Source organism: Luteibacter sp. 621 (assembly GCF_050435445.1).
GTDB lineage: Bacteria > Pseudomonadota > Gammaproteobacteria > Xanthomonadales > Rhodanobacteraceae > Luteibacter.
Map to the genome: position 1 here is coordinate 82,724 of NZ_JBNDKI010000018.1, position 25,423 is coordinate 108,146.

General features: G+C 65.6%; 24 protein-coding genes. 14 read left to right on the top strand and 10 right to left on the bottom strand.

The features are described 5' to 3' along the window. Positions 1 to 2: 2 nt before the first annotated feature. Both ABIE56_RS17420 and ABIE56_RS17425 read right to left on the bottom strand, forming a co-directional pair. On the bottom strand, positions 3 to 545 hold the full coding sequence (locus ABIE56_RS17420) for a hypothetical protein (protein ID WP_429245060.1): 543 nt from the start codon (positions 543 to 545) through the stop codon (positions 3 to 5). Positions 546 to 781: 236 nt separating this feature from the next. Further along, positions 782 to 1,681: an SDR family oxidoreductase gene (locus ABIE56_RS17425; RefSeq protein WP_429245061.1), complete on the bottom strand. Its 900-nt coding sequence runs from the start codon at positions 1,679 to 1,681 to the stop codon at positions 782 to 784. A gap of 98 nt (positions 1,682 to 1,779) precedes the next feature. Here ABIE56_RS17425 and ABIE56_RS17430 point away from each other — a divergent pair, with 98 nt between their 5' ends. Then, positions 1,780 to 2,613, top strand: a complete 834-nt coding sequence (locus tag ABIE56_RS17430; RefSeq protein ID WP_429245062.1) for a helix-turn-helix transcriptional regulator — start codon at positions 1,780 to 1,782, stop codon at positions 2,611 to 2,613. A gap of 14 nt (positions 2,614 to 2,627) precedes the next feature. On the opposite strand, the gene ABIE56_RS17435 is transcribed toward ABIE56_RS17430, so the two are convergent. After that, complete coding sequence (locus ABIE56_RS17435) at positions 2,628 to 2,837, bottom strand: dodecin (RefSeq protein ID WP_429245063.1); 210 nt, start codon at positions 2,835 to 2,837, stop codon at positions 2,628 to 2,630. Positions 2,838 to 2,973: 136 nt separating this feature from the next. On the opposite strand from ABIE56_RS17435, the gene ABIE56_RS17440 reads away from it, so the two are divergent. Next, positions 2,974 to 4,581: a PAS domain S-box protein gene (locus ABIE56_RS17440; protein WP_429245064.1), complete on the top strand. Its 1,608-nt coding sequence runs from the start codon at positions 2,974 to 2,976 to the stop codon at positions 4,579 to 4,581. Next, complete coding sequence (locus ABIE56_RS17445) at positions 4,562 to 5,974, top strand: PLP-dependent aminotransferase family protein (protein ID WP_429245065.1); 1,413 nt, start codon at positions 4,562 to 4,564, stop codon at positions 5,972 to 5,974. Before ABIE56_RS17440 ends, ABIE56_RS17445 begins: the two co-directional genes overlap by 20 nt. Positions 5,975 to 6,079: 105 nt before the next feature. On the opposite strand, the gene ABIE56_RS17450 is transcribed toward ABIE56_RS17445, so the two are convergent. Further along, positions 6,080 to 7,093, bottom strand: a complete 1,014-nt coding sequence (locus tag ABIE56_RS17450) for an NAD(P)H-quinone oxidoreductase (protein WP_429245066.1) — start codon at positions 7,091 to 7,093, stop codon at positions 6,080 to 6,082. 127 nt (positions 7,094 to 7,220) lie between these two features. Between ABIE56_RS17450 and ABIE56_RS17455 the strand changes: the two genes are divergently transcribed. From ABIE56_RS17455 to ABIE56_RS17465, 3 genes are all read left to right on the top strand, one after another. Further along, a complete protein-coding gene (locus ABIE56_RS17455) occupies positions 7,221 to 7,985 on the top strand; it encodes an SDR family oxidoreductase (protein ID WP_429245067.1) in 765 nt (254 codons plus the stop codon). A gap of 177 nt (positions 7,986 to 8,162) precedes the next feature. Continuing rightward, complete coding sequence (locus ABIE56_RS17460) at positions 8,163 to 9,770, top strand: ATP-binding cassette domain-containing protein (protein ID WP_429245068.1); 1,608 nt, start codon at positions 8,163 to 8,165, stop codon at positions 9,768 to 9,770. Between the two features lie 161 nt (positions 9,771 to 9,931). Next, the gene (locus ABIE56_RS17465; protein WP_429245069.1) at positions 9,932 to 10,606 is read left to right on the top strand and encodes an NYN domain-containing protein; all 675 of its coding nucleotides are present in this window, start codon (positions 9,932 to 9,934) and stop codon (positions 10,604 to 10,606) included. 347 nt (positions 10,607 to 10,953) lie between these two features. Here the strand turns inward: ABIE56_RS17465 and dkgB are convergent, their stop codons facing one another. Continuing rightward, positions 10,954 to 11,760, bottom strand: coding sequence for a 2,5-didehydrogluconate reductase DkgB (gene dkgB, locus ABIE56_RS17470; RefSeq protein ID WP_429245070.1), 807 nt, complete (start codon positions 11,758 to 11,760; stop codon positions 10,954 to 10,956). Positions 11,761 to 11,860: 100 nt separating this feature from the next. Between dkgB and ABIE56_RS17475 the strand changes: the two genes are divergently transcribed. Beyond that, positions 11,861 to 12,763, top strand: a complete 903-nt coding sequence (locus ABIE56_RS17475) for a LysR substrate-binding domain-containing protein (RefSeq protein WP_429245071.1) — start codon at positions 11,861 to 11,863, stop codon at positions 12,761 to 12,763. Between the two features lie 138 nt (positions 12,764 to 12,901). Further along, positions 12,902 to 13,672 carry a DNA/RNA non-specific endonuclease gene (locus ABIE56_RS17480; protein ID WP_429245072.1) on the top strand — a complete coding sequence of 257 codons (771 nt, stop codon included), beginning with the start codon at positions 12,902 to 12,904 and terminating at the stop codon, positions 13,670 to 13,672. 60 nt (positions 13,673 to 13,732) lie between these two features. Here the strand turns inward: ABIE56_RS17480 and ABIE56_RS17485 are convergent, their stop codons facing one another. Together ABIE56_RS17485 and ABIE56_RS17490 are read right to left on the bottom strand one after the other, a co-directional pair. Then, a complete protein-coding gene (locus ABIE56_RS17485; protein WP_429245073.1) occupies positions 13,733 to 14,770 on the bottom strand; it encodes a L,D-transpeptidase in 1,038 nt (345 codons plus the stop codon). After that, positions 14,767 to 16,014, bottom strand: a complete 1,248-nt coding sequence (locus ABIE56_RS17490) for an FAD-dependent oxidoreductase (protein WP_429245074.1) — start codon at positions 16,012 to 16,014, stop codon at positions 14,767 to 14,769. The genes ABIE56_RS17485 and ABIE56_RS17490 overlap by 4 nt, the downstream gene beginning before the upstream one ends. Positions 16,015 to 16,116: 102 nt before the next feature. Here ABIE56_RS17490 and ABIE56_RS17495 point away from each other — a divergent pair, with 102 nt between their 5' ends. From ABIE56_RS17495 to ABIE56_RS17505, 3 genes are read left to right on the top strand one after another with little or no spacing between them, the layout of a single operon-like run. Beyond that, positions 16,117 to 16,776 (top strand): glutathione S-transferase family protein, encoded by a 660-nt coding sequence (locus ABIE56_RS17495; RefSeq protein WP_429245075.1) that lies wholly within the window; start codon positions 16,117 to 16,119, stop codon positions 16,774 to 16,776. Positions 16,777 to 16,788: 12 nt separating this feature from the next. Next, entirely contained in the window at positions 16,789 to 17,487 is a 699-nt protein-coding gene (locus ABIE56_RS17500) for a DUF899 family protein (protein ID WP_429245076.1), read from the top strand. A gap of 50 nt (positions 17,488 to 17,537) precedes the next feature. Then, the gene (locus tag ABIE56_RS17505) at positions 17,538 to 18,146 is read left to right on the top strand and encodes a helix-turn-helix transcriptional regulator (RefSeq protein WP_429245077.1); all 609 of its coding nucleotides are present in this window, start codon (positions 17,538 to 17,540) and stop codon (positions 18,144 to 18,146) included. On the opposite strand, the gene ABIE56_RS17510 is transcribed toward ABIE56_RS17505, so the two are convergent. Beyond that, the gene (locus ABIE56_RS17510; RefSeq protein WP_429245078.1) at positions 18,130 to 19,038 is read right to left on the bottom strand and encodes a LysR family transcriptional regulator; all 909 of its coding nucleotides are present in this window, start codon (positions 19,036 to 19,038) and stop codon (positions 18,130 to 18,132) included. The genes ABIE56_RS17505 and ABIE56_RS17510 overlap by 17 nt on opposite strands. Before the next feature lie 104 nt (positions 19,039 to 19,142). Here ABIE56_RS17510 and ABIE56_RS17515 point away from each other — a divergent pair, with 104 nt between their 5' ends. The 3 genes from ABIE56_RS17515 to ABIE56_RS17525 are packed head-to-tail and all read left to right on the top strand — an operon-like array spanning position 19,143 to position 21,914. Further along, positions 19,143 to 20,096: an NAD-dependent epimerase/dehydratase family protein gene (locus ABIE56_RS17515; RefSeq protein WP_429245079.1), complete on the top strand. Its 954-nt coding sequence runs from the start codon at positions 19,143 to 19,145 to the stop codon at positions 20,094 to 20,096. A gap of 57 nt (positions 20,097 to 20,153) precedes the next feature. Then, complete coding sequence (locus ABIE56_RS17520; RefSeq protein ID WP_247430846.1) at positions 20,154 to 20,474, top strand: metalloregulator ArsR/SmtB family transcription factor; 321 nt, start codon at positions 20,154 to 20,156, stop codon at positions 20,472 to 20,474. Positions 20,475 to 20,510: 36 nt separating this feature from the next. Continuing rightward, positions 20,511 to 21,914, top strand: a complete 1,404-nt coding sequence (locus ABIE56_RS17525; protein ID WP_429245080.1) for a DUF2867 domain-containing protein — start codon at positions 20,511 to 20,513, stop codon at positions 21,912 to 21,914. Positions 21,915 to 21,917: 3 nt separating this feature from the next. Here the strand turns inward: ABIE56_RS17525 and ABIE56_RS17530 are convergent, their stop codons facing one another. After that, the gene (locus ABIE56_RS17530) at positions 21,918 to 23,483 is read right to left on the bottom strand and encodes a methyl-accepting chemotaxis protein (RefSeq protein WP_429245081.1); all 1,566 of its coding nucleotides are present in this window, start codon (positions 23,481 to 23,483) and stop codon (positions 21,918 to 21,920) included. Between the two features lie 74 nt (positions 23,484 to 23,557). Further along, positions 23,558 to 25,390, bottom strand: coding sequence for a GGDEF domain-containing protein (locus tag ABIE56_RS17535; protein ID WP_429245082.1), 1,833 nt, complete (start codon positions 25,388 to 25,390; stop codon positions 23,558 to 23,560). Positions 25,391 to 25,423 lie beyond the last annotated feature (33 nt).

Sequence of the window (25,423 nt, forward strand, 5' to 3'; positions counted from 1 at the left end):
GTCTAGTTTCCAGCCAGCTTTGCCGCACACAACCCGGCAGGCTTCCACGTGGAAACGCGTGTCGTCGCAGGCAGCGTCGAATCATGCAGCACGAGCGCGAACGCCTTGCGCGGTGTCGTGCCGATCGCCATTAGCAGCATCGGCTCGCCACCGTTCATCACAGCGGTATTGCCCTGGCCGTAGCCGGTGTGCGCGCCGCCAGGCATTTCGAGGCACGTGTCACCCTCGATCGCATAGAAGCCCTCGGGCCCCGAATGCTTGTGAATCGGTGCCGTCGTCCCGGGGGTAAAGAAGGAGTGCACGTACTCGGCGGTGAACGCGTCCGCTTTGTCCACTGGCAGCGGCCCGATCGTCGCGACATGCGTTCCCCCCTTCGCGTGCCAGGCTTTGCCCGCGATAGTGAACAGCCAGACCTTCCCGAAATCACTGACGACGGTGCCGGCCGCATCCTTCGCCATGAGCGCGCTGCCTTCGTCGGGGAAGGTTTCGATGTGCCAGTAGACCGGCTGATTCGACAGCGCGCCGATATCGTTGCGCGCGAGCAAACACGCCGGGCCCGGCGCCGGGGGGGCGTTGCCAAAGTCGCATGGCCGCGAGGTAACGACGGCGGATGGGTCCTGCGTGGTTGGGGGGCTTGTCGCGCTCGCCACGCTGGCAAGGCACACGATGACGCTGGCGCTTACTAGTGCACGTACCATCGGAACCCCTCCTGGCGTGGTCGCGATAACCTACGCCAGGAAAGTGCCCCGGGCCATTCGCCAAAAGTGACAGGGACGCTCCGTCAGGCAGCCACGGCCGCGTAATCCATATGGCGCAGATCTTCCAGCAGCGACGGTCCGACCGGGTTCCAGCCCAGGCGCTCGCGGGTGAGCTGGCTCGATGCACTGAGGTCCAGGCCGGCGAACATGCCGAGCCAGCCGAAATGCGCCTGCGCCTCTTCCGGCGTGAGTGATTTCACCGGCAGGTTCAGCCCGGCACCGAGCACATCGGCGATCTCGCGCACCGCCACACCTTCTTCGGCGACGGCGTTGTAGCGCGCGCCGGCCTCGGCACGCTCCACCGCAAGCCGGTAGAGCAACGCCACATCATCGACATGCGCCGCGGGCCAGCGGTTGCTGCCATCGCCCAGGTAACCGACCAGACCCTTCTCGCGCGAAATCTCGATAAACGGCGTGATCAGGCCCTGCTTCTTTGTGTCATGCACCTGCGGCAGGCGGACCACCGAGACATTCACGCCGGCATCGAGCTGCGCCTGGCCTTCCTGTTCGGAGGCGACGCGCGGATTGGGATGAGCGAAGTTCACAACATCCTCCCGCGCGAGTTCCCCGTGGTTGGCCTGGCCAAGCCCGGTGCCGGAGGTGATGAGCAGCGGGCGGTTCGAGCCCTTCAGCACCGAACCGAGGGCCGCGATCACCCGGCGGTCCTTCTCGCAGTTGGCTACAAAGTTGGAGAAATCATGGTCGAACGCCGTATGGATCACGGCCTCGGCGTTGGCCGCGCCAGCACGGATGCTGTCTACATCTTCGAGGGTGGCGCGGTGTGCCTCGGCGCCGTTTTCGCGCAACCACGCCGCGCCGCTGTCCGAACGGGTCATGCCCAGCACCTGGTGCCCGGCGGCGAGCAGCTGCGGAACGATGCGGGAGCCGATGAAGCCGGTGGCGCCGGTGAGGAAGATACGCATGGGTTGTCTCCAGTGGGTGGCTGGTACCCAGTCTGGCGGCCCGTTCTTCCATGTTAAAGTAGTGGCGTTATCATGGTATAGGAACCACCTGCCTCACCATGCCCCTCGACTTCGGCAACCACCTCGGCACCTTCCTGCGCGACAGGCGCGCCCGCCTGGACCCGGCGACGTTTGGCTTTGTTCCCGGCCGCCGGCGCACCCCGGGCCTGCGCCGCGAGGAAGTGGCCCAACGCGCGAACATCAGCCCCACGTGGTACACTTGGCTGGAACAGGGCCGCGGCGGCGCGCCGTCGGCCGATGTGCTCAACCGCCTGGCCACCGGCCTGATGCTCACCGAGCCCGAGCGGGAGCACATGTTCATCCTGGCGCTGGGCCACCCCCCGGAACCCCGCTACAGGGAACCGGAAGGCATCACCCCACGCCTGCAGCGCGTGCTCGATGCCATGCCCACCAGCCCGGCGATCCTGCGCACCGCGACGTGGGAGGTGGTGGCATGGAACCGCGCCGCAGCCGCCCTGCTCACCGACTATTCGAAACTGCCACGCGAGAAGCGGAACATCCTGCGCCTGATGTTCTCCGACCAGCGTGTGCGCGCGGCCCAGGAGGACTGGCTGCGCGTGGCACAGTTCGTCGTGGCCGCTTTCCGCGCCGATGCCGCGCGTGCTGGCGCCACCGCGGAAATCACCCAATTGGTCGAGGAGCTCTCACGCACCAGCCCGGAGTTCGAAGCGCTCTGGCGCAACAACGACATCGCCAGCCACGGCGATGGGTTGAAGCGCTTGCATCACCCAATGCTGGGGCCGATCGAACTGGAGTTCTCGACGTTCGCCGTGGAAGGCCGGCCAGACCTCACCTTGATGATCTATAACCCGAGCACGGCCGAAACCACCGAGGCGGTGCGCAAGCTGGTCGAGAGCGGAACACCGGGATAACCCCGGGGCCACGCTCACTCTTCGAGGGTGAACCCCACCTTCAGCGTGACCTGCCAGTGGGCCACCTTGCCGTCTTCGACGTAGCCGCGGGTTTCCGTCACTTTGAACCAGCGGATATCGCGAATGGTCTTGGAGGCGCGCTCGATCGCGCAACGAACGGCGGCGTCGGTACCGTCGGGCGAGGAGCCCGTGAGTTCGACGGTCTTGTACACGTGGTCGGTCATGGCAGCACCCTCTGTGGACGAGGCGTCAACGATCCGATATGCCGCGTTGTAACGGCGTGAGGCCAGCACGGTCGCGGGGGCTGGCGAACGGCTTGCGTCCGGTCCATGCTGCGCGGTGTCGATAGGGGTGGGGCGCATGGTCGAGGGACAACTCAAGGGCACGGGCGGCGGCATGCCGCTGGGCCAGAGCGACACGCAATTCCGCCTGCTGGTGGATGGCGTGGCCGACTACGCCATTTACATGATCAGCCCCGAGGGCCTGGTGGCAAGCTGGAACTCCGGTGCGCAGCGCATCAAGGGCTATGCACCGGCCGAGATCATTGGCCACCACTACAGCCAGTTCTATACCGAGCACGACCAGGCCACCCACGAGCCGGAGACCAACCTGCGCCGCGCCGCCACCGACGGGCGCGTGGAGGCCGAGGGCTGGCGGGTACGCAAGGACGGCACGCAGTTCTGGGCCCACGTGATCATCGACCGGATCCTCGATGACGAGGGCAAGCTGCTCGGCTTTGCCAAGGTCACCCGCGACGTCACGGAACAGCGCCTGGCGGCGCAGCAGCTGGAAGAAGCGCGCGAGGCGCTGTTCCAGTCGCAGAAGATGGAAGCCATCGGCCAGCTCACCGGCGGCATGGCGCACGACTTCAACAACCTGCTCATGGCCATCCAGAGTTCACTCGATCTGCTCGGCCGCTACCTGCCCACCGACGAGCGCGTGCAGAACCTCATTGGCGCGGCGCAGGCGGGGGTAAATCGCGGCAAGAACCTCTCGCAACGCATGCTGGCATTTGCCCGGAAACAGGAGCTACGGCCGCAGGCCATCGATGTGGTGGAGCTGGTTTACGGCATGTCCGAGCTGATCGATGGCGCGCTCGGCTCTCGCTTCCAGCTGGCCACGCGCTTTGCCTTCCGGCTGGATCGGGTCATGGTCGACCCGCACCAGTTGGAACTGGCCCTGCTCAACCTGGTCGTCAACGCACGCGATGCCTACGGCGACGAGGGTGGCCGCATCTCGATCGAAGCGGACATGAGCGAGGCGCCGCACGGCGATGTTCCGGGCCTCGCCCCAGGCACTTATGTGCGGCTGTCGGTCATCGACCAGGGCCCGGGCATGGACGAACGTACGCTGGCGCGGGCCACGGATCCGTTCTTCACCACCAAGGGTGTCGGCAAGGGGACGGGGCTGGGCCTGTCGATGGTGCACGGCCTCGCGGCGCAGTCGCGTGGCCGCCTGGTGCTGCGCAGCCAGGTCGGTGTGGGCACGCGGGCCGATATCTGGCTGCCCATCGTGACCGCGAGCGAAGCCGCAAAACCGGCCGCGCCGGCCGCCCCCACCCCCGCGCCAGCCAGGGCACCCGTCGAGGCCCTGCGCGTACTCGCCGTGGATGACGACGTGCTGGTGCTTTCAACGCTCAAGGCCTTGCTGGAAGACATGGGCCATGTCGTCATCGCGGCCTCATCTGGCCAGCGCGCCATCGAACTGTTGCGCGGCGAGGAGCGCTTCGACCTGCTGCTCACCGATTACGCCATGCCCCAGCTCACCGGCGGCGATGTGGCACTGGCCGCCATGGCCGCGCGGCCCGGCCTGCCCATCGTGCTCGCCACCGGCTATGCCGACATGGCGATGGAAGATTTCCCGGGCATGCAGCGCCTGGGCAAACCCTTCGACCGGGATAACCTGGCACACGCGATCGATCGCGCCACGGCGCAAGGTGCCGCGAACGATGTCCCTACAAGAGGCTGACTGGCGCGCCGCGCTGGACGAACCGGGTCCGCGCTACCTGCAGATCGTGCGGTTCATGGAGAACGCCATCGCCGACGGCCGGCTGCGCCCCGGCGACCGCTTGCCGCCCCAGCGCGAACTGGCGAGGGCACTGGGCATCGATCTCACGACCGTAACCCGCGCCTATGCCGAGGCGCGCGGGCGTAACCTGCTGCACGCGCGCGGCGCCTTGGGCTCGTTCGTTTCGGCACCGCGGTTCGATACATCTGAGTTGCTCGACCTGGGTATGAACCTGCCGCCACCACCGCTCGGCGTGGACCTGGGCGAACTGCTGCGGCATGGCTTCGAACAGGTACTCACCCACGTTGAAACCCATGCCTTGATGAGCTACCACCCCGGCGGCGGCACGCTGGCCGATCGGCAGGCGGGCGCGGCGTGGCTCACCCGGCCGCTGGGCAAGGTTGACCCGGAGCGTATCGTGATCTCACCCGGCGCCCAGGTGGCGCTCTCGGCGTTACTGCTCACGCTAACCGGCCCCGGCGAACCCATCGCCTGTGAACCATTGATCTATCCGGGCGTATTGAGCGCAGCTCACCAGCTCGGCCGCCGCGTGCTGCCGTTGCAGGCCGATGCCGAAGGCATGCTGCCTGAGGCCCTTGAAGAAGCCATCGCGCAAGGCGTACGTATCGCGTACCTCAACCCGACCTTGCGCAACCCCACGGCAACCACGATGGGTGCCGCGCGGCGTGACGCGCTGGCGGGCGTGGCCAGCCGGCATGGCCTGGTCTTCATCGAGGACGATCCGTACTGGCCCTTGGCCACGCAAGCGCCCGCGCCACTCGCCGCGCGCGTGCCCGACCGCACGTATTACATTTCCACGCTTTCAAAGGCGCTTACACCCGGCCTGCGCACGGCGTACGTTGTGACACCGGACCGCGATGCGCGCGCACGCTTCCTCTCCAGCCTGAGCGCCCTGGTGCTTATGTCCACGCCGGTGATGACCTCGTTGGCCACGCAATGGATCCATGATGGCACCGCGGCGCGCATCGTCGATGGCGTGCGTGCAGAAGCCAGCGAACGCCGGCGCATGGCGGTCAATACGTTACTGCTTGATCCCACGGTGCCAGGCGAAGGCATCCACCTGTGGCTGCCGCTGCCCGCACAGTGGACTGCACAGGCGTTGGCCATGGCGGCACGCGTGGAAGGCCTGGCGGTTACGCCATCGCAGGCCTTCGCAGCCGAACCACCGGCGACGGAAGCGATCCGCGTTTCGCTTGGCGGCATTCGCGAACGCTTACGCCTGAAACACAGCCTCGAGCGACTCGCGCGCTTGTTAAACGAAGCCGGCCCCCACGATGACACCCTGCGGGCTGATGCCGAACCCGCTGCGCCGATGCCAAATCCGCCGGCCTGACGCCAAACCCGCCAGCTGACCCTGTAGGAGCGCGCTGCCGCGCGATGGGACGTTGCCGCAAGCACCCATCGCGCGCCAGCGCGCTCCTACAAGAGCGTTGTTTACTCAGGGCGTGAGCACGATCTTGCCTACGCTCTCGTTGCTTTCCATACGCTCATGCGCCGCGGCGGCTTGCGCCAGCGGGAAGACGCTATCGACCACCGGGTGGAGCTCGCCATTGGCGAAGTGATCCAGCCACGTATCGCGGAAGCGCTTGGTCATTGCCTGCTTTTCGGCCTGCGAGCGTGATTTCATCACGGTGCCGAAGATATGCAGGTGGCGGTAGAGCAACCGCTTCAGGTCGAGCACGGGCGTTTCGCTGCCACCCAGCAAACCCACCTGCACCAGGCGGCCGCCAAAATCGAGCGACGCTAGGTTGCGCTCGAAATACGGCGCGCCGATGAAATCGATGATGACGTCGACGCCGTCGCCTCCTGTCGCCTCCTGGATGGCGTCGGCGAAATCGGTAGCCGTGTAGTCGATGCCGACATCCGCGCCCAGTTCGCGTACGCGATCAAGCTTCGCACCCTTCGCGGTGGCGAAGACACGCGCGCCGCAGGCCTTGGCCAGCTGCACGGCGGCGGAGCCGACACCGCTGGCGGCGGCGTGGATCAGCACGGTTTCCCCGGCGACAAGGCGGCCCAGGTGCACCAACGCTTCGTGCGCCGTGACGAATACTTCCGGGATGGCGGCGGCCTGTATGTAATCCATGCCACCTGGAATGGCCATGGCCATGCGGTAATCGATGCGTGCGAACTCGGCGTAGGCACCCCCGCCGACAATACCCATCACCCGGTCGCCCAGGCGCCACTGCCGCACGTCGCTGCCCATGGCCACTACCTCACCGGCGATCTCCAGGCCCATCAGGCTGGAATCGCCAAAGTCCGAGCGGCCGTAGTAGCCCTCGCGGTGGAGCACGTCCGCCCGGTTCACCCCGGCGGCGCGCACCCGCACCAGCAGGTCGTGCGGGCGTACGGCGGGTTCGGGGAGGTCGGCCAGCTGCAGGACCGAGGCGGTGCCAAATTCGCTGAAATCGATGGCTCGCATGTGCGTCGTCACGAAGGTGAAAGCGCATAGCATGCGCCACTCCGTGCATGCGTGTCGTCATGTTCGATCCGGTCGAACGTTCCCGCCATTGGGGTGGAACGACAATCCCCGGTCGGCGGTGCATCGTATCTCCATCCTCAAATGCACCCGGAGTTACGCCATGTCCCGCCTTGCCAACAAAGTTGCCATTGTCACCGGTGCCAGTTCCGGTATCGGCCGCGCTACCGCCAAGCTGTTCGCGGCCGAAGGCGCACGCGTGGTCGTCGGTGCCCGTCGCGAAGCCGAGCTGCAGTCGCTGGTCGCGGAGATCGAAGCGGCTGGCGGCCAGGCCGTCGCCCTTGCAGGTGATGTGCGCGAAGAGAGCTATGCCAAGGCATTGGTTGAGCTTGCCGTGGCACGTTACGGCCGTCTCGATATTGCCTTCAACAATGCCGGCACGCTGGGGCAGACCGGCCCCTCCACGGAAGTGACCGAATCCGGCTGGGCCCAGGCCATCGATATCAACCTGACCGGCTCGTTCCTCGGTGCCAAGCACCAGATTGCGCAGATGCAGAAGAACGGCGGCGGCTCGGTCATCTTCACTTCCACCTTTGTGGGCTATTCGTTCGCGTTCCCAGGTACGGCGGCGTACGCGGCCAGCAAGGCCGGCGTCATCGGCCTTACCCAGGCGCTTGCGGCCGAATACGGCCCGAACAACATCCGCGTGAACGCGGTGCTGCCGGGTGCCGTGGAAACCGATATGTACCTGGAAATGAACAACACGCCGGAGTCGCAGGAGTTCATGTATCGCCTGCATGCGCTGCGCCGCGTGGCCGCACCGGATGAGCTGGCCAAGGCCGTGCTGTTCCTGGCTTCGGATGATGCCTCGTTTGTCACCGGCACGGCCTCGCTGGTGGATGGTGGTGCTTCGATCAGCCGCAGCTGATACCCCTCGCCGTGACTTTCGCCACGGCGAGGGTTCAGGAGGGCGCGCTACAATGCGCCCTCCTTTCGCCCTGTAGAGGTGTGCGTCCGATGCGCCAGTAATGCCGCCGTCCTTTGACGGCCAGCCCTCCTCCCGCCCCGTATCCGCGGGGAGTGCACGGCATGCCTGGTGATTTCCATGACGCGATCCCTCCTGACGCTCGACGGCGTCTCGTATTCCCTGCCCGATGGCAGGATCCTCTTCCACGATCTCCACGAAACCCTCGATGCCCGGCCTACCGGTCTGGTCGGCGGGAATGGCGTGGGCAAATCGGTGCTCGCACAACTGTGCGCGGGGCTACGTACTGCCACCTCGGGCCGGTGCGAACGCGACGTATCCGTGCACTACCTGGCACAACAGGCCGATGCAGGCGCGGGCACGGTGGCAACGCTCGCCGGGGTTGGATGCATCATCGACAGCCTGGCCCGGATTGAAGCGGGTAGCGTGGATGCCGCGGATTTCGATACGGTCGGCACCCGGTGGGATATGCGAGACCGGCTGGCCGATGCGCTCGGCGATGCGGGCCTTGCTCACCTCGATGCCGCCGCCCCTGCAGCGCGGCTGAGTGGTGGCGAGGCCATGCGTGTGGCCTTGCTTGGCGCGCAACTTTCCGGCGCCGGGTTGCTCATTCTCGATGAGCCGACCAACCACCTCGATGCGCCCAACCGGGCGGCACTGATGGCATGGCTCGCTTCATGGCAAGGCGGCCTCATGGTGATCAGCCATGATCGCGCGCTGTTGGAGAGGATGGAGCGAACACTGGAGCTTTCGCCTTCCGGCCTGCGCTCGTTCGGCGGTGGATACACGTTCTACGCTGAACAGGTTGCACGCGAGCGCGAGGCCGCGCAGCGCGAGCTCGCCAGCGCGAAGGCCGAACGTCGCCGTGGTGAAGACGCCTTGCGTGAGCAAGCCGAACGCCAGGCACGGCGTGCTTCACGTGGTAACCGCGAGGGAAAGACCGCAAATCTTGCGCCTATTCTTCTCGGGCGGCGCAAGGAAAAGAGCGAGGGCACCATGGCGCGCCTGCGTGACCAGGCAAGCGATGTGCGCGAGCGCCTTGGGCAACGCGTCGCATCCGCGGCCGCCGTAGCGGGGCATGAGGCAGGCGTGGTCCTTCGCGCACCCGGCGCGTCGGTGGCACACGGCCGCGTGGCCCGGCTTGCCGATGTGGTGTTGCCCTGGGGACCACCTCACCTGCGACAGATCGACATCACGATCGGTGGCACGCAGCGCATCGGCATCCTCGGCCCCAATGGCAGCGGCAAGTCCACGCTGCTGAAGGTGCTGGCTGGCTACATCGCACCCGTATCCGGCACGGCTGAGCTTTACGTGCCGTTCGCGCGACTGGACCAGCGCCTGTCCCACCTTGAACCCGAGCGCACCCTGCTCGCCCAGCTCATCGACGCCGCACCAGGTGCGCCGGAGGGTGACCTTCGATCAAGGCTTGCATTGCTGGGCCTCGATACCGAAACGATCACCACGCCCACATCCCGACTGAGTGGCGGCGAGCGACTGAAGGCCGCCCTCGCCATGGCTCTGTTAGCGACGCCGCCCGCACAACTCCTGCTGCTCGATGAGCCGACGAACCACCTGGATATCGCTTCCACACTCGCGGTTGAGGCGATGCTTCGCGAATACCGCGGCGCATTGGTCGTCGTCTCCCACGATGTGAGTTTTCTAGACAAGGTCAATCTCGCGCAGCGCCTGACCGCCACGCCCACGGGATGGAAAATGGAGATGTGGTAACGGCAGCGCCTACAGGCTTTGTCGTCATTCCCTGACTTGCTCATCCATTTCATGATCGGCAGGATGTCTGCATGACGATCCCCTTATGCACGCAGCATTGCGTCCGTGCCCGGGGCGGAGACACTGGCCTCGGCCGGCGTTTTCTTTTCAAGGAAGAGAGCATGCGCACAATCGCTTACGTTGATGGGCAAAATCTGTACTTCAGCTGCCTCAAGGGCACAGCGTTTAAGTGGATCGACCTTGAACGCCTCCTCAAACGCATCGTTTGCGAAGTCAAACCTGAAAGCGAGTTGATATCGATCCGATACTTCACCTCGCCCATCAAGGGGAACCTCGCGCGACACGGCAAGATCTCGGCGCATGCGCAAGCTGAGTATCTCCGAGCACTTAAGTGCAACCCCATGATTGACATCATCGAAGGCCGGTTCTCAGTCCGAGGCGTGCACGCTCTCCGACACCTCATCCCACCCGATCTAACGGCCCGGGTAAGGATATGGCGCGCTGAGGAAAAGGAAACAGATGTATCCATTGCAATGGCCATGTACAGGGACGCTCGCGACGGCGCCGCCGACCATCTCGTCTTAGTCACGAACGACAGCGACCTTTTACCAGCCCTCAGAGCCATTCGCGATGATGCAACGGTGATGGTGGGGGTAATACTTCCCTTGAAGAAAAAAGTTGCCAGTGAGTCGGCGGCGCCTCGACCTAGCACCAGCTTGGCGCTACACGCTGACTGGTTGCTTCCCCACATTGCTGAGGCGGATCTGGCAGCTTGCCAACTGGCCCCGCTAATTCATACGCGCAGGCGACCCGCACGCCGGCCTGCACACTGGTGATGCCCACCTTGCACAACGTAGGCATCGGCCTACGCAAGAAAGCGTACAACGCCTATGGCCAGGGAAAATGAAGCTTGGCATCATGCGTTCTGTGATCTGTCCCTTGCGTGCGCAGCATTGCGGTCATGCCTGGGCCGAAAGCGTCCGTCAATCTCGGCGCTTTCTTCCAACCGCGTTGAGCTTTTGTATCGTCATGGTCAACGCGGGCTCGTAGTCTGAGTGGGTTCCGAGGTTTCAGCTCGGTGGATGGAGCACTCTCTGCTACGCCCCTCTCGCGCCCGCATGGCTGCGATCGTGCCTGAGGACAAAACACCGGCTTCGGCCGGTGTTTTTTTGTGCCCGGGTGATCAATCATCCCAAACCGGCGCCAGGCCTTCCGGGTTCACCTCACGCCCATGGCGCTCGAGCATCGCGATCGCCGCCATGTCCTCGTGCGTGAGCTCGAGGTCCTGGGCCAGCAGGTTGCTCGCGAGGTTCTCCCTGCGGGTGGAGGAAGGGATGACGGCGTAGCCGCTTCGCAGCGCCCAGGCCAGCGCGACCTGCGCCACGGTCGCCTCGTACTTGCGAGCGATCGTTTCCAGGACCGGATCCTTGAGCACTTTGCCGTAGGCCAGCGTCATGTACGAGGTGACCGGGATACCGCGGGATGCCAGGAACGCGACGAGCTTGCGGTTCTGCAGGTAGGGGCTGAGCTCGATCTGGTTAGTAGCCAGTGTGCCCTCGCCGACCACGCCGATCGCGCGGCTCGTGTGCTCGATATTGAAGTTGCTGATGCCGATGGCGCGGGTGAGACCGCTGGCCTGGGCCTTTGCCAGCGCCTCCATCGTCTGTTCGAGCGGTACGGCGTGGCCCGGCACGGGCCAGTGGATCAGGGCCAGGTCCACGCGATCGGTGCGCAGCTTGACCAGGCTCTCCTCCAGGCTGGCTGCGAGCTTATCGGGGGCGTGGTGGTCGATCCAGACCTTCGTGGTGAGGTAGAGCTGGTCACGCGGTACGCCGGAGTCGACGATGGCCTGGCCAATCTCGGCCTCGTTGCCATAGATCTGCGCGGTATCGATGGCGCGGTAGCCAAGCTCCAGGCCCGTGCTGACGCTATCGATGACGGTCTGGCCGGTGAGCCGGAAGGTGCCCAGGCCGAAGCGGGGAAGTGCCATGAGGGTAAGCCTCTGAAGGTTGCGATGAGCAGATTCTCCGGGGCTTACCTTTGACAAAAAAGCCGCGTATAAGCGAATCACACTTACCGCGAACGCAACGATGAACATCACGCTCGACGAGATCCAGAACTTCATCGCCGTGGTCGATACCGGTTCGATCACCAGCGCGGCGCAGCAGCTCGACCAGACCGTATCGGCCGCCAGCCGCACGCTGGGCCGCCTGGAACAGAAGCTGCAGACCACGTTGATCCGCCGTACCACGCGGCGCATTGAGCTGACCGATGAGGGTGAAGCGTTCCTCGAGCGGGCCCGCGATATCGTCTCTGCGGTCGAGGGTGCCGAAGAAGCCATGGCGACACGCCGGGCGCGGCCTGCGGGCCGCCTGCGCGTGGATGCGGCCACGCCGTTCATGCTGCACGTGGTGGCACCGCTCGTGGCGGGCTACCGCGAGCACTTTCCTGATGTGGAACTCGAACTGCACACCAGCGAGGGCTACATCGATCTGCTGGAACGCCGCACCGATGTCGCGCTGCGCATTGGCCGGCTGAAGGATTCCACGCTGCATGCGAAGCCCATTGGCAGCAGCCGCATTCGCCTGTTCGCCAGCCCTGCGTACCTTGCCAGTCACGGTACGCCACGCAAGGTGGCCGACCTGGCGGGGCACGCGCTGCTGGGCTTCACCGAGCCGGATTCGCTCAACGACTGGCCGCTGCTCGATGCGCAGCGCCAGCCCGTGCACATCAAGCCCACCATCTCCTCATCCAGCGGCGAAACGTTGCGTCACCTGGCCTTGGGCGGCAACGGCATCGTCTGCCTTTCCGATTTCATGACCTGGGAAGATCGCGAGGCAGGCACGCTGGTGGAAGTGCTTGCGAAACAGAACATCGAACATCGCCAGCCGATCAATGCGGTGTACTACCGCAACACGGCCATCTCTGCGCGCATCGCATCGTTCGTGAATTACCTTGCCGAAACCATAGGCGAAAACGGCTTCGATCGCTGAACGAACGATTGATAAGTGCGTAAGCGTGACCGCGGTCGCACTTCACCGCGCATGCGTTGACCACAAGCGTCACATGAACATGGCAAGTTGTCCGGGCTCGCGAACAGGGGACTCCGCGTCCATTTGGGGAACAGCACCATGTTCAAACGCCATGCGCGCGCATTTTGCGCCGTCGTCGCCTTTGTGCTCGCCGGTGCGGCACATGCCTCGGAATCATCGTGCCCGCAGTTGTTCCAGGGGTCACAGGCACCCGATCTGATCGATACATCGCTCGCGGAACGGACCACCACGCTGTGCTTTGATGCCTATTCACTCATTGCCTCAGGCGTCACCAAGGGCCCGCTGTGGTCCGCCGAACACCTCACCACGCAGCAGATCGAGGATGCGCAGGACACGCCGCGCAAGGATGCGTTCCATGCCGAAACCGGCATACCGGCAGACGATCGCTCCGAGCTCGCCGATTACAAAGGCAGCGGCTATGACCGCGGGCACATGACACCCAGCGGCGATGAGCCGAACGCGACGGCCCAGCGCGAAAGCTTCTCGCTGGCGAACATGGTGCCGCAGAACCACACGCTGAATACCGGCAAGTGGGAGCGTATCGAAACCAGCCTGCGCAACATGGTGCTGGATGATGGCGAGATCTACGTCGTGACCGGCCCGGGCTTCGATGGTGCCACACCGGATACGATCGGTGACGATGCGGTCGTGGTGCCTAACTACACGTGGAAGGCGATCTACGACCCGGCTGCGGGTGGCGCGGCGGCATGGCGTTGCACGAACGTGGATACGCCGGTGTGCACGGTGGTGTCGATCGAGGACATCACCGACGAGACGGGGGTGGATCCGTTCCCGGCGTTGAGCGCCAGCGTCAAGGCGAATCCGATCTCGTTGCCCTTGCCGAATTGAGGCGTCGCGGGATCGCGCGCAAGCGCGCTCCTACAAGAGCGCGCGTCGTCGGGGCGCGTCTTACGGGGCGCGCTCGGGCGGGTTGGAATCGATGACCTGCACCTTGGGGCCGGTGGTGGAAGGCAGGATGCGCTCGTCGGTAGCGAGGAGTACATCGCCGGGCTTCAGTTCGGGCAGGATCTTTTCCATGAACTCGCGCGGGGCCGCCACGCGATCCGCCAGGGCTTCATCGACCACCTTGCCGGCTTCGTCACCATGGCCGGGAATGCCAATCGTGATCCAGTTCGGCATGCGCAGGCCTTCGCGCGTGGGGGAATTGGCCATGTAGCCCTGCGACACGATGTAGGCGTGGGTGCCAACCAGCGGATTGCTCACCTCGACTTTTGCACGGCCGATCTCGATACCGTTGCGCAACACGATCACGCGCTGGTCCGGCACGCTCAGCACCATGGAGATGGGGCCGGTCGGTGACGCGTCGGGATTCCAGCTGTACATCTCGCCGTTCATCAGCGGCGCGACCGCCAGATCCTTGCCGTTGCGTGGATCGATCGGGATCACCGCGCTGGGATGAACCACGGTGACCGGTGCGGTGCCCTCTTCCGCGACGACCACGGTCATGCCCATGTTCGTGGCGGCAAAAAGCAATTTCGCGAACTCGGTGGGCATGTGCACGCAGCCATGCGATTCCGGATAGCCAGGCAAGCCACCTGCGTGCAGGGCCACGCCATCCCAGGTCAACCGCTGCTGGTAGGGCATCGGTGCCGCGTTGTACACGTTGGACTTATGGTCCTTGTCCTTCTGCAGGATCGTGAACACGCCGGTCGGCGTTTCGTGGCCCTTCTTGCCCGTGCTCACCGTGGTGACACCGACCAGGATGCCGTTGCGGTACGCGTAAGCCTTTTGCTCGGTGAGGCTCACGATGACCGCCATCGGGCCCGGCGCCATCGGTGCCCCACCCCAGATCCATTCCCCGGGCTTCAGCGACGACGGCGGCGTATCCGCGGGGCTGGATTGCTTCGCGCCCCACGAAGGGACGGCGGCGCTGGCGGTGGTGCCCAGGGCCAGGAACAAGGCCAGGCTGGCGAGCAGGCGGGTCATGCGGAAACTCCCTGGGTGCTTTGGGCGTCGAGATTACCTTCATCGGCCGGCGGATGGCTTTCAGCCAAAGGTATGGTGCGCCGGTGGCCGGCCTCGCCGGTGAGGATGCTGAGCATCGCTTGCCGTGCACCCGGGGCGCGGCCAAGCGGACCGAAGACAGCGTCGCGGCACCAGCCCAGCGCGGTGTAGTCGGACTGGAACAACGGCGTCAGCCAACGGCTCATGCGCTGGTAGATACGCACGTGCGCATGGCGTTCGCGGCGGTACGCCGCGAGTGCCTTGTCGAGGGATGCATGCGCGGCGAGCGCGTCCGTCAGCGCGGCGGCATCGAGCAATGCCATGTTCACGCCCTGGCCTAGCTGTGGGCTCATCGCGTGGGCGGCGTCGCCAATGATCACCAGCCGTTCGTGGTGGGGTGCCTTCAGCAGGACGTCGCGGTAGCGCGCGCGGTTGAGCTGGTCGGCCCGCTCCAGGTGTGCCAGGTGCGGCGAAATCTCCGGCCAGATACCGTGAACGGTGGCCTTCATCGCTGCGACGGCCGCATCGTCGAATGCGTCCACGGCCGTGCCCGGCAGGCTCCAGTAGAAGGTGACCCATTGGCCATCGTGGCCGGGGCGCGTGCCGGCCGGGAGCATGCCGATCATCGCGCGCGTACCGGCATAACGTTGCAACAAGGTGTGTGGCGATGGCCAGTCATCGATCCGCAGCAGGCACCACACCGCACCCCACGGATACAGGGCGGTGCGGCGCACGTTGCCGGTGCAGTGCGGCCGCAGCGCGGAATGCGCGCCATCGGCGGCCACCACCAGGTCGAACGGCCCGTGCTCCGTACCTGCGGCGTCGCGCAGGGTGTGGGCTTTCGGGTCATAGCTATCGATACGCACACCGGTGCGCACGTTCGCGGCTTCCGCGTGGGCACCGCGCAACAGTTCGAACAGCGCACCGCGCGTCATCCCCAGGCCAAAACATCCTTCGCGGCGATCGCGGTAGCGCATGGCCATGACCGCACGGCCCCGCGGCGTGCAGCCGTGCAGTTCATCGATGCGCTGGCCCAGCGCCTGGGCCTTGTCGGCCAGCCCCATTCTGCACAGCACGGCCAGCCCGGTGGGCTGGAGCAGGAAGCCCGCGCCCACCGGCCCCAGCGACGGGCTCTTCTCGAAAACGGTAACCTCATGTCCTTGTCCGGCGAGCAGGATGGCACTGGCCTGCCCTGCCGTTCCGTAGCCCACGATCGCGATTTTCATGGTTCCTCCGTGTCGTGCCGAGCATAACAAGGCGGTTTGTCGAAAACGCCACGGCCCGTTCGACGAAGGAAGAGAACCCCCGTTCGTAGCGAGGACCCGCCCGTGACGCTGAAGCTGTATGCGCACCCCTTCTCGTCGTACTGCCAGAAGGCGCTGATCGCCCTGTACGAAAACGGCACGGCGTTCGACTGGAAGATGCTTTCGCCGGAGCATCCGGAAATTTACGCGGAGTTCGCCGATCTTTGGCCGCTGAAGCGGTTCCCCGTGCTGGTCGATGGCAAACGCGTGGTGACCGAGGCCAGCACCATCATCGAGCACCTGCAGCTGTACCACCCGGGCCCGGCGCCCATGCTGCCGGCCGAGCCCAAGGCGGCACTGGAGGTGCGCAACCTGGACCGGTTCTTCGATAACTACATCTCGACGCCGCTGCAGGCGATCGTCGGCAACGCCCTGCGCCCGGGCCACGAGCACGACGCCTACGGCGTGAAGCAATCGACCTGCGTGCTCGATGTCGCGTATGCCTGGCTCGACCGTTACATGGAGGGGCGTACCTGGGCCGTCGGCGATACGTTCAGCCTGGCCGATTGTGGCGCGGCGCCCTCGCTGTTCTACGCGGACTGGACGCACCCGATCGATCCGGCGTTCACCCACGTGCACGCCTACCGCCAACGCTTGCTGGCCCGGCCATCGTTCGCCCGGGCCGTGGATGAGGCCCGCCCCTACCGCGCGCTATTCCCCCTTGGCGCGCCCGACCGCGACTAACCGGAGAACCCCATGAGTGCACAACCTTTGGTTCCTGCCGCCGAACTGGCCGCGCGCAGCCCCATGCGCATGCCGAACGAGAGTGCTGCCTACCGCGCCGCGCGCACGGCGCTGCTCGCCGAGGAAATTGAACTGCGCCGACAGATCGAACGCGTGGCCGAACAGCGCCGCGCCCTGCCACCCGGCGGCGAGGTCATCGGCGATTACCGGTTCCTTGGCGCAGATGGCCCGGTCGACTTCGCGGGGCTGTTCGGCGACAAGCAGACGCTGGTGACCTATAGCTGGATGTTCGGCCCGCAGCGCGAAAAGCCTTGCCCCATGTGTACATCGTTGCTCGCCTCCTGGGATGGCGAGGCACGCGATGTGGAACAGAACGTGGCGCTGGTGGTGATCTCGCGTTCGCCCGTGGAGCGCATGCAGGCGTTCGCGCGCTCGCGTGGCTGGCAACACCTGCGCTTTTTCACCGATACCAACGGCAACTTCAGCCGCGATTACTACGCGCTCGACCAGGGCAACGATATCCCGGCGTTCAACGTGTTCACCCGGCGCGACGGCACGGTGCGCCATTTCTGGGCCGGCGAGATGAATTTTGATACGTCGGACCCGGGCCAGGACCCGCGCGGCGCGCCCGACCTGATGCCGCTGTGGACGATCCTGGACAGCACGCCGGAGGGCCGCAAACCCGACTGGTACCCGAAGCTGGACTACTGAGCGAGACAGCTGGCTGGACAAAAAATCTCGCCGTGGCGATGATCCGGGGCATGCCTGATTCGCTTGCCCCGTTTATCCCCGTCGCCGACGCGGTCGCCACGCTGTTGAAGCCGCACGCCGAGGTGGTGATACACGACCTCGGCAACGGCACGATCCGGCATATCGCCAATCGCCTGTCGCGCCGCGCGGTGGGCGATGACTCGCTCAACGAGGTCGATGAGCTCCCGACGGCGGAGGAAACGGTCATCGGGCCCTACCCGAAGACGAATGCCGATGGCCGCCCCATGAAGTCGGTGACCGCCGTACTGCGCGACGGGCGCGGCAAACCTACCGGCCTGATGTGCATCAACCTCGATGTGTCGATGTTTGCCTCCATGCAGGGCGTGCTGAAGGACTTCCTGCGTTTCGCCGACGATGCGCCACGGCCCGCGGCACTGTTTCGCGAAGACTGGCGCGAAGAGGTCAACGACCTGGTCGGCCAGTTCCTTGGTGAACGGGGCACCAGCCTCGCCGCGCTGGCGATCGACGAACGTGAGGCGCTGGTTCGCTTGCTCGCTGCGCACGGCCTGTTCGATCGCCGCCATGCGGCAAACTACATGGCACAGGTACTCGGCGTATCGCGCGCGACCTTGTACAAGACCCTCAAGGCTGTTCGTTGACGTAGGCCGCCAGACCCTCGGCAAGCGCGGCGAAGGTCACGGCGCAGCGCGCACTGCCGCGCAGGTCCTCGTGCATGGCGATCCACGTATCCATGGTGAGCGAGAATTCGTTGCGCAACACGCGAACCAGCCGCGCATCGCGGGCGGCCAGCGCGGATTGGCAAATGCCGATGCCGAACCCCGCGCGGATCGCGGATAGCTGGGCCAGGTCGCTATCTGCCCGGAACGAAAGCCGATCACGCGAGAACGTCGGCACCTGTGCCTGGAAGCGGCGGATGAAGTCGTTTTCCTGGTCAAAACCGATGACCGCGTGCTGCGAAAGCGCGTCTATCGTTGCCGGGATACCACGCGCGGCCAGGTAGCGTTCGTGTGCATGCAGGCCCACCTCGATCCCGCCCACGCGCTTCACCACCAGTGCATCCTGGCGCGGCCGGAACATGCGCACCGCGATATCCGCCTGGCGGTGTAGCAGATCGTCCGCTCGGTTGGAGAGCACCAGCTCGATGACGAGCCCGGGATGGTTCGCGTGCAACGACGCGAGGATGGGCGGCAGGATTTCCACACCGACCACTTCGCTGGCGGTCAGGCGTACGGTGCCGTGGATCCCTTCCCCATGGCCACTGGCTGCGCGGCGCAAAGCCGCCGCCGTGGCGGCGAGGCCGGCGGCATACGGCCGCAGCTCGTGCGCGGCATCGGTGGGCGCGAAGCCATCGAACGACCGGGTGAACAGCTTCAGCCCCAGCGCCGCTTCCAGGCTATCGATATGCCGGCCCACCGTGGGCTGGGTAAGCCCCATGGCCCGCCCTGCCGCAGATAGCGACCCGGTCTCCAGCACGCCAAGAAAGCTCCGGTACCACTCCCAGTTCGGTTCGTTGCCAGCCACGGTATGCATTTCCGTATAGACGGTAACCGATTCTAGGCAATTTTCTTTATCCAGGTCGATCCGCAGACTGGCTCCATCGCAGCCACCTCACCCATCCGAAGAAGGAACCCGTCATGTCCAGGATCGCCCTGCTCGGTGCCGCCGGCGCCATCGGCCAAAGCATCGCTACCGCCCTGTCGGCCGAAGGCCGTCCCTACCGCGTCGTGGGCCGCACCGAATCGAGCCTGCGCAAGGCGTTCGGCGCGGATCCGCTGGCCGAGATCGTGACCTGGCATCCGGATTCGCCGGCCTCCGTGCGCGCCGCGGTCGAAGGCGTGGACACGTTGATCTACCTGGTGGGCGTGAATTACTGGCAGTTTGAGCTGCATCCCGAACTGATGCGCAAGACGCTGGAGGGCGCGATCGCTGCCGGGGTGAAGAACATCCTCCTGATCGGTACGGTATATCCCTACGGCCGAGCCATGACGAACCCGGTGCGCGAAGACCATCCCCGCGCGCCGCACACGTTCAAGGGGCGCATGCGCAAGGCACAGGAAGACCTGCTGATGCAGGCGCACGCGGAGGGCCGGATCCGCGCCACCGTGCTGCGCCTGCCCGATTTTTACGGCCCGGGCGTAGAAGCCAGCCTGCTGCATGGCGTTGCGAAGGCCGCGGTGCAGGGCGGCACCGCCGACATGGTCGGGCCGATCGATCCGCCGCACGAGTTCGTCTTCGTGCCCGATGTGGGGCCAGTGGTCGCGAAGCTGGCGACGGCCGACGCGGCGTTCGGGAAGATCTGGCACCTGGCCGGCGCTGGCGTCACGAGCCAGCGCGCCATGGTCGCGGAGATGGAGCGGCAGACGGGCAGGCCGATCAAGCGGCGCATTGCCGGGAAGGCCATGCTCCGCCTTATCGGCCTGTTCAACCCAATGGTGCGCGAGATGGTGGAGATGAATTACCTGATGACCGAGCCGCTGATCATGGATGACACCGCCCTTCAGGCGTTGCTTGGCCCGGTCCACAAAACACCCTATGCCGAAGGCATCCGGCAGACCCTCGCCGCCATCCCGCCGAAAGAAGGTACTTGACGGCGGCGCCAATAGGCGCTTAGATAATTAGCAATTTTGCTAACTAACGAAGCATACATGGCCATCGACCAGGTCTTCGAAGCCCTCGCCTCCCGGCCGCGCCGGGAAATCCTCGCCTACCTCTCGGCCACCGAGATGACCGCCGGTGAGATCGCCAGCCGCTTCGACATGAGTGCGCCCTCCATTTCCCGGCACCTTTCCGTGCTGGAAAGCGCCGGCCTGGTGAGCAGTGAGAAGCGCGGGCAATACGTGGTTTACCAGCTCAACCGCGACAGCCTGGTCAACACGCTTACCGGCTTCGCCTTCGAAATCTGCCCGGTGGGCAAGCCACTCAAGCGCGAATCACGCCGTATCGCCGCGAAGAAGACCACGGGTTAAGCGGCGCAGCGCGCCATCGGAAAGGGAGGGGTTTCCATGTCGTACCGTTCGCATGCCACCGCATCGTTTCCATCGGCCACCATCACGCCCGCGCAGGGTGGGTTGCCGGTCGAGGTAAACCTGATTGCCCAGCTGGGCCACGGCGCGGGCAGCCAGCTTGTGGCCTCGGCCCAGGCGCGCCAGCGCGCCCATCCCTCCTTCATCGACGAACTGGATGAGCCTTCCGCACAGCTGGGCGGCATGCACCTGGCGCAGGGTGATACCACGTCGCTGTACACCTTCGCTGTCGGCGCCAAGGGCCACCCCTTCCACCGCCATGCGGGCCATCGCGTCTTTACGGCGGTATCCGGCAGCGGCGGTGCCCTGCTCCGTTTCAGCACCGCCACGACGGACGACCTCGCGGCCGACCCGGCCAACTTCGCCCGCTTGCTACGCCACGTGAGCATCCCGCCCGATTGCCTGTTCACCGTGCGCTTCGGCGGCGGCACCTGGCACCAGTTCCTGCCGCTGAACCCGCGCAGCCAGCACCCCGCGTTCTTCGCCTTGTCCTGCCACACCAACGAACTGGGCGGTGAGCTCGACCCGGCATTGCGCCAGAAGGTGATGGATGGGGAAGCCAGCATCCCCGCCCTGACCGAGGTGCTACCGGCCGCTGTCCAGGCGTGGATGGCGCACACGCCGCCCGATCAGCTGCACGTTCCGCTCATGGCGCTGGCGCTCGAGGCCGCGCCGGATTCGTTGCAGGTGAAGCTGTGCGGCTTCGCACGGCGTATCGTCGGCACGTTTCGCGCGAGGCTTGCTGCACTCGGCCACGCGGGTGGCTTCCTGCGCGAGACGCTGGGCTGGCAGACGGTGGTTGAGCTCGATGGGCCCGACACGGATTCCCTGCTCCGTGCGGAGCTGGCAGACGGCTTCGACCACGAAGATGCCTTTCGGCTGGCGGTATCGCAGCGCCAGCCACGTGGCGTGCGTGCGGAGATGCTGCTTGCCGACGTGCTTGAGGGTTTCGTCAACGATCCACCACGCGGCGTCTCGCATTTGATGGCCCTGCGCAATGCCGTGGTGAAGCCGCTTGGCTTGCGCACCTCGCACCTGGGTTGCCCGGTGTCCTCGCTACTTGGGCCGGTGGACAAGCATGTCTTTGCCGGCCGCTTTCCGGTGCATACGCAATACGTCTCCCCCGATGGCTCGTACGCCCAGGTGATCCTTGGTGCGAACGATCGCCACCTGCGCTTCCGCTCGTGTGTCGCCGTGCGGATCACCGATGGCCGCGTCGACGTATCCATGGGCACCCGCGTTCGCTGCCATAACGCGTTCGGGCGCCTGTACATCCGCGCCATCCGTGGCGTGCACCGGCGCTACGTCAGCCCGGCGATGATGCGGCGGGCGGTAGCGTACGCGTTGCCCGCGCGTACGCTTCACAAGGCGGCATGGACGTAAGCGTCAGGCGGCTTCCAATGTGAAGTAAGCCACTTCGCGGCGCAGGATTTCAGCGCTCTCGCGCATGGCTCGGCTGGCCGAGGCGGCCTGCTCCACCAGGGCGGCGTTTTCACGGGTGGTTTCGTCGATCACCACGATGGCGCCGTTAACCCGTTCGATGCCCTGGGTCTGGCCCTGGGTCGCGGCCATCACATCGGCTACCAGGGCCGAAAGCGCGCTAACGCGCTCGCCGATGCCCGATAGCACCGCACCTGCGCGGTCGACGGATGCCACGCCCGCCTGCACCGCTTCGTCACTGGCACCGATGAGCGCACGGATATCCCGCGCGGCCATGCCGCAACGCTGGGCGAGTTCACGCACTTCGTAAGCGACCACGGCGAAGCCACGGCCGTGTTCACCCGCGCGCGCCGCTTCCACCGCCGCGTTGAGTGCCAGCAGGTTGGTCTGGAAGGCTACCTGGTCCACGAGATCGAGCACTTCGCCCATCCGCTCGCTGGTCTGGCGGATGGCGCGCATGTTCTCGACGGCATCCATGGCAACGCGGTGGCCCTCATCGGTCATCGTATGCGCCTCCATCACGGCCAGGTTGGCCGCCGTGGCGTGCCCCAACCCGCCGCGCACGGCCGCGGCCATATCGCGCATCGAGGTGGACGTGTGTTCAAGGTGTTCGGCCTGCGTACGCGTGCGGTCATTCAAGGCATCGTTGCCCCGCGCGATCCCGCTGGCCGCGTTTGCGACGTCATCGGCACGATCACGCACCTGCACCACCACATTGCCGAGCTGTGCATCCATCGCGGCCAGGGATGAAAGCAGCTGGCCGATTTCGTCATCACGACCTACGTTGATCGATGTGCCGAGTGACCCGCGAGCAATGGCCGCCGCCACCTCCGTGGCCTGGCGCAGCCGGCGGTGCAACGAACGGATGATGGTGATATCAACGACGCTGGCAAGCAAGAGTGCGATGCCAAGCAGGATCGACGAGAAAACCGCGCCGTGGCTTACCGCGGCCTGCTGTGCATCCGCCTCGGCCTTGCCGCCGGCAAGCGCCAGCTGGAACAGGTTCGAGAAGTCACTCTTCAGAGGGCCCACGGCCGATTGCACATCGTTGGAAAGCTGTAGCGGTGCGATCTCGTACTGCTCGGCCTTCAGGAGCTCCACGACGCCATCCACCGCCGCATCGGCGGCCTTGCGGTGTTCCGCCGCGAGGGCCACGAGCTTCTTCTGCTGCTGACCGAGGCCGCTGGCCTCGAGCTCCTTCCACTGCTTGTCGATGTCGTGCCGGTTGGCGCCGATCGCCGTGACGGCATCGTCGGTGGCCGAAGGCAGCTTGGCCAGCGTGGCGTGGACCAGTGCATCGAGCAGGTCGTTGTAGTCGTTCTGGATGTGGCCCACCGATGCGACCGGGGCGAGTGTTTCGCCCACGACCGATTGCAGGCGGGCGTTGGCCTGGCGCAACTGCACCCCGCCCACGATCCAAAGGGCCAGGAGAAGCAGGATGGTGCCGGCAAGGCGAAGGGCGAGGCGGGCGCGAAGCGACAGCGTGGGTAACGTGGCCTGGGGAAGGCGCATGGCGGTGCTCGGGGCGGGTGGGGATACCCCGGCATCGGCGGCATTTCCGGCAACTTTAGCGCTATTTTTGAAGATTACTCTTTTATTTCAATAGCTTGAATTCTTCGTGGCCCAAGTATGTCGGCGTCGTTTCGCCACTCGACCACGTGCATGCCTAACTGAGCGTTCTTGGCCACGCGCTTGGCCGAGGCCGCGAGGCTGGCGACCATCTCGGCATCGGCGGGAAAGGCATCGCCGAAGCAGGCGACACCTACCGCCACCGTCGTGACGGGGAAAAAGCGGCGGTGCCCGTGACGGTCCTCGCTATCGATACCGCCGCGCTCCCGGTCGCCTTCATCGAACAGCCCGCCCGCGCTGGCGTTGAAGCGCTGGCGCATGGCATCACAGCGTGCCGGCCAGTCGGTGCCCTGGAACACCACCATGAAATCGTCGCCGCCGATGTGGCCAACGAAATCCGCATCCTGGCGCAGGTCGCCGGTGAGTACGCTGGCGAGCAGGCGAATCATTTCATCGCCGCGGAAGTAACCGTACTGATCGTTGAAGGGCTTGAAGTTATCGAGGTCGAAATACGCCACCGCGAACGGCCGGCCCGTCTGCAGAAGGCGGTTGATGTGCTCGGTGACCGGTAGGTTCCCCGGTAGGAATGTCAGCGGATTGGCGTAGCGCGCCGCCTCCACCCGGATCTCGGTCACGCGCCGCACGAGGGATTCACCGGTACCCAGGCCGAGATACAGGCCAGCGGAGGTGATGACAAAGCCATCGCTGAGGTAACGCTGGTCTTCCCCGCGCAGGATGTCGGCCATGCTCTGCAGCGGCATGTCCTCCGGGCACACCAGCGGCTCGGCGTGCATGAAGCTCGTGCACGGCTTGCGGCCGTACAACTCGCGCGCGAAGGGCTGCGCCATGCGTTCGGTGAATGTACGGCGGTTGATGATGCCTACCGGCACGCCCGCATCGACCACCGCGACGGCGTGCAAGCGCGGGTGTGCGACGAAGATGTCGGCCACATCATCGTTGCTTTGGCGCGGCGCGACCGGGGGTGCCTCGACCAGCATATGCCCCGCCGTAAAGGGCCGTGCCGACACGGGACCGACGGGTTGTGGCGGCACGGGGACGTGCGTGCGCGTGAAAGCCGCCGCCAGGTGGGCCGGCATGTCGCCGCCCGGCTCACTGGTTGGCCGTGCGATGAGGAAGCCTTGCGCATAGGGGATGCCGAGTTCGCGCAACATGTGCAGGTCAGCTTCATCCTCCACGCCCTCGCCGACGAGATCGGCACCGAGCGTCTCGGCCACCGAGCATAGGGCGCGCACGATTGCGAGGCGTTCCGCGCTGCTGGCCAGGCCGTTGATCAGGTAGCGGTCGATCTTCACCACCTCCGGGTGGATTTCGTTCCACATCTCGAAGTTCGAGTGGCCGTTACCGAAATCATCCAGCGCGATCCGCACGCCGCGTGCTCGCAGGAAGCCCAACGCATGGGCAAGCCTTGCCGCGTTCTCCACGATATCGCGCTCGGTCAGCTCGATCGTGACCCGGCCGAGATCAAGACCCGGCACCGACAGCGCAGCAATCACGTCATCGGCGCCCAGCCCTTCGTGCATCACCGCCTGCGCGCTCAGGTTTACCAGCAGGCGCCCCGGCAGGCCGAGCGCCACGAATCGCTCAGCGACGCAATGCGCGGCCACGAGTTCGAATTCCCCAAGCCGGCCACGCGCCCGCGCCAGGTCGAGCAGATCGGTCGGGGATAAATCCAGCTGCGGCGCGGCGCAACGTATCAACCCTTCATAGGCCACGACCTCGCCATCGTCCACGCGAATCACCGGCTGGAACACAGCCGACAGCGCAGCCCCCGAGAGCACTTGCTCGATCGGTGACGGTTCACGGCTGGGAGGTGGCTGGCTGTTGGGCATGGCGGGATGGCCGGGGAACTGTTCCGTTAACGG

Excerpts from the sequence above, each read along its gene's own strand:
- ABIE56_RS17445 (WP_429245065.1), top strand. The coding sequence starts at position 4,562 with ATGTCCCTACAAGAGGCTGACTGGCGCGCCGCGCTGGACGAACCGGGT.
- ABIE56_RS17505 (WP_429245077.1), top strand. The coding sequence starts at position 17,538 with ATGCCTGATTCGCTTGCCCCGTTTATCCCCGTCGCCGACGCGGTCGCC.
- ABIE56_RS17460 (WP_429245068.1), top strand. The coding sequence starts at position 8,163 with ATGACGCGATCCCTCCTGACGCTCGACGGCGTCTCGTATTCCCTGCCC.
- ABIE56_RS17520 (WP_247430846.1), top strand. The coding sequence starts at position 20,154 with ATGGCCATCGACCAGGTCTTCGAAGCCCTCGCCTCCCGGCCGCGCCGG.
- ABIE56_RS17515 (WP_429245079.1), top strand. The coding sequence starts at position 19,143 with ATGTCCAGGATCGCCCTGCTCGGTGCCGCCGGCGCCATCGGCCAAAGC.
- ABIE56_RS17435 (WP_429245063.1), bottom strand. The coding sequence starts at position 2,837 with ATGACCGACCACGTGTACAAGACCGTCGAACTCACGGGCTCCTCGCCC.
- ABIE56_RS17490 (WP_429245074.1), bottom strand. The coding sequence starts at position 16,014 with ATGAAAATCGCGATCGTGGGCTACGGAACGGCAGGGCAGGCCAGTGCC.
- ABIE56_RS17455 (WP_429245067.1), top strand. The coding sequence starts at position 7,221 with ATGTCCCGCCTTGCCAACAAAGTTGCCATTGTCACCGGTGCCAGTTCC.
- ABIE56_RS17485 (WP_429245073.1), bottom strand. The coding sequence starts at position 14,770 with ATGACCCGCCTGCTCGCCAGCCTGGCCTTGTTCCTGGCCCTGGGCACC.
- ABIE56_RS17480 (WP_429245072.1), top strand. The coding sequence starts at position 12,902 with ATGTTCAAACGCCATGCGCGCGCATTTTGCGCCGTCGTCGCCTTTGTG.
- ABIE56_RS17430 (WP_429245062.1), top strand. The coding sequence starts at position 1,780 with ATGCCCCTCGACTTCGGCAACCACCTCGGCACCTTCCTGCGCGACAGG.
- ABIE56_RS17475 (WP_429245071.1), top strand. The coding sequence starts at position 11,861 with ATGAACATCACGCTCGACGAGATCCAGAACTTCATCGCCGTGGTCGAT.
- ABIE56_RS17440 (WP_429245064.1), top strand. The coding sequence starts at position 2,974 with ATGGTCGAGGGACAACTCAAGGGCACGGGCGGCGGCATGCCGCTGGGC.
- ABIE56_RS17535 (WP_429245082.1), bottom strand. The coding sequence starts at position 25,390 with ATGCCCAACAGCCAGCCACCTCCCAGCCGTGAACCGTCACCGATCGAG.
- ABIE56_RS17425 (WP_429245061.1), bottom strand. The coding sequence starts at position 1,681 with ATGCGTATCTTCCTCACCGGCGCCACCGGCTTCATCGGCTCCCGCATC.
- ABIE56_RS17525 (WP_429245080.1), top strand. The coding sequence starts at position 20,511 with ATGTCGTACCGTTCGCATGCCACCGCATCGTTTCCATCGGCCACCATC.
- ABIE56_RS17510 (WP_429245078.1), bottom strand. The coding sequence starts at position 19,038 with ATGCATACCGTGGCTGGCAACGAACCGAACTGGGAGTGGTACCGGAGC.
- ABIE56_RS17530 (WP_429245081.1), bottom strand. The coding sequence starts at position 23,483 with ATGCGCCTTCCCCAGGCCACGTTACCCACGCTGTCGCTTCGCGCCCGC.
- ABIE56_RS17450 (WP_429245066.1), bottom strand. The coding sequence starts at position 7,093 with ATGCTATGCGCTTTCACCTTCGTGACGACGCACATGCGAGCCATCGAT.
- ABIE56_RS17465 (WP_429245069.1), top strand. The coding sequence starts at position 9,932 with ATGCGCACAATCGCTTACGTTGATGGGCAAAATCTGTACTTCAGCTGC.
- dkgB (WP_429245070.1), bottom strand. The coding sequence starts at position 11,760 with ATGGCACTTCCCCGCTTCGGCCTGGGCACCTTCCGGCTCACCGGCCAG.
- ABIE56_RS17500 (WP_429245076.1), top strand. The coding sequence starts at position 16,789 with ATGAGTGCACAACCTTTGGTTCCTGCCGCCGAACTGGCCGCGCGCAGC.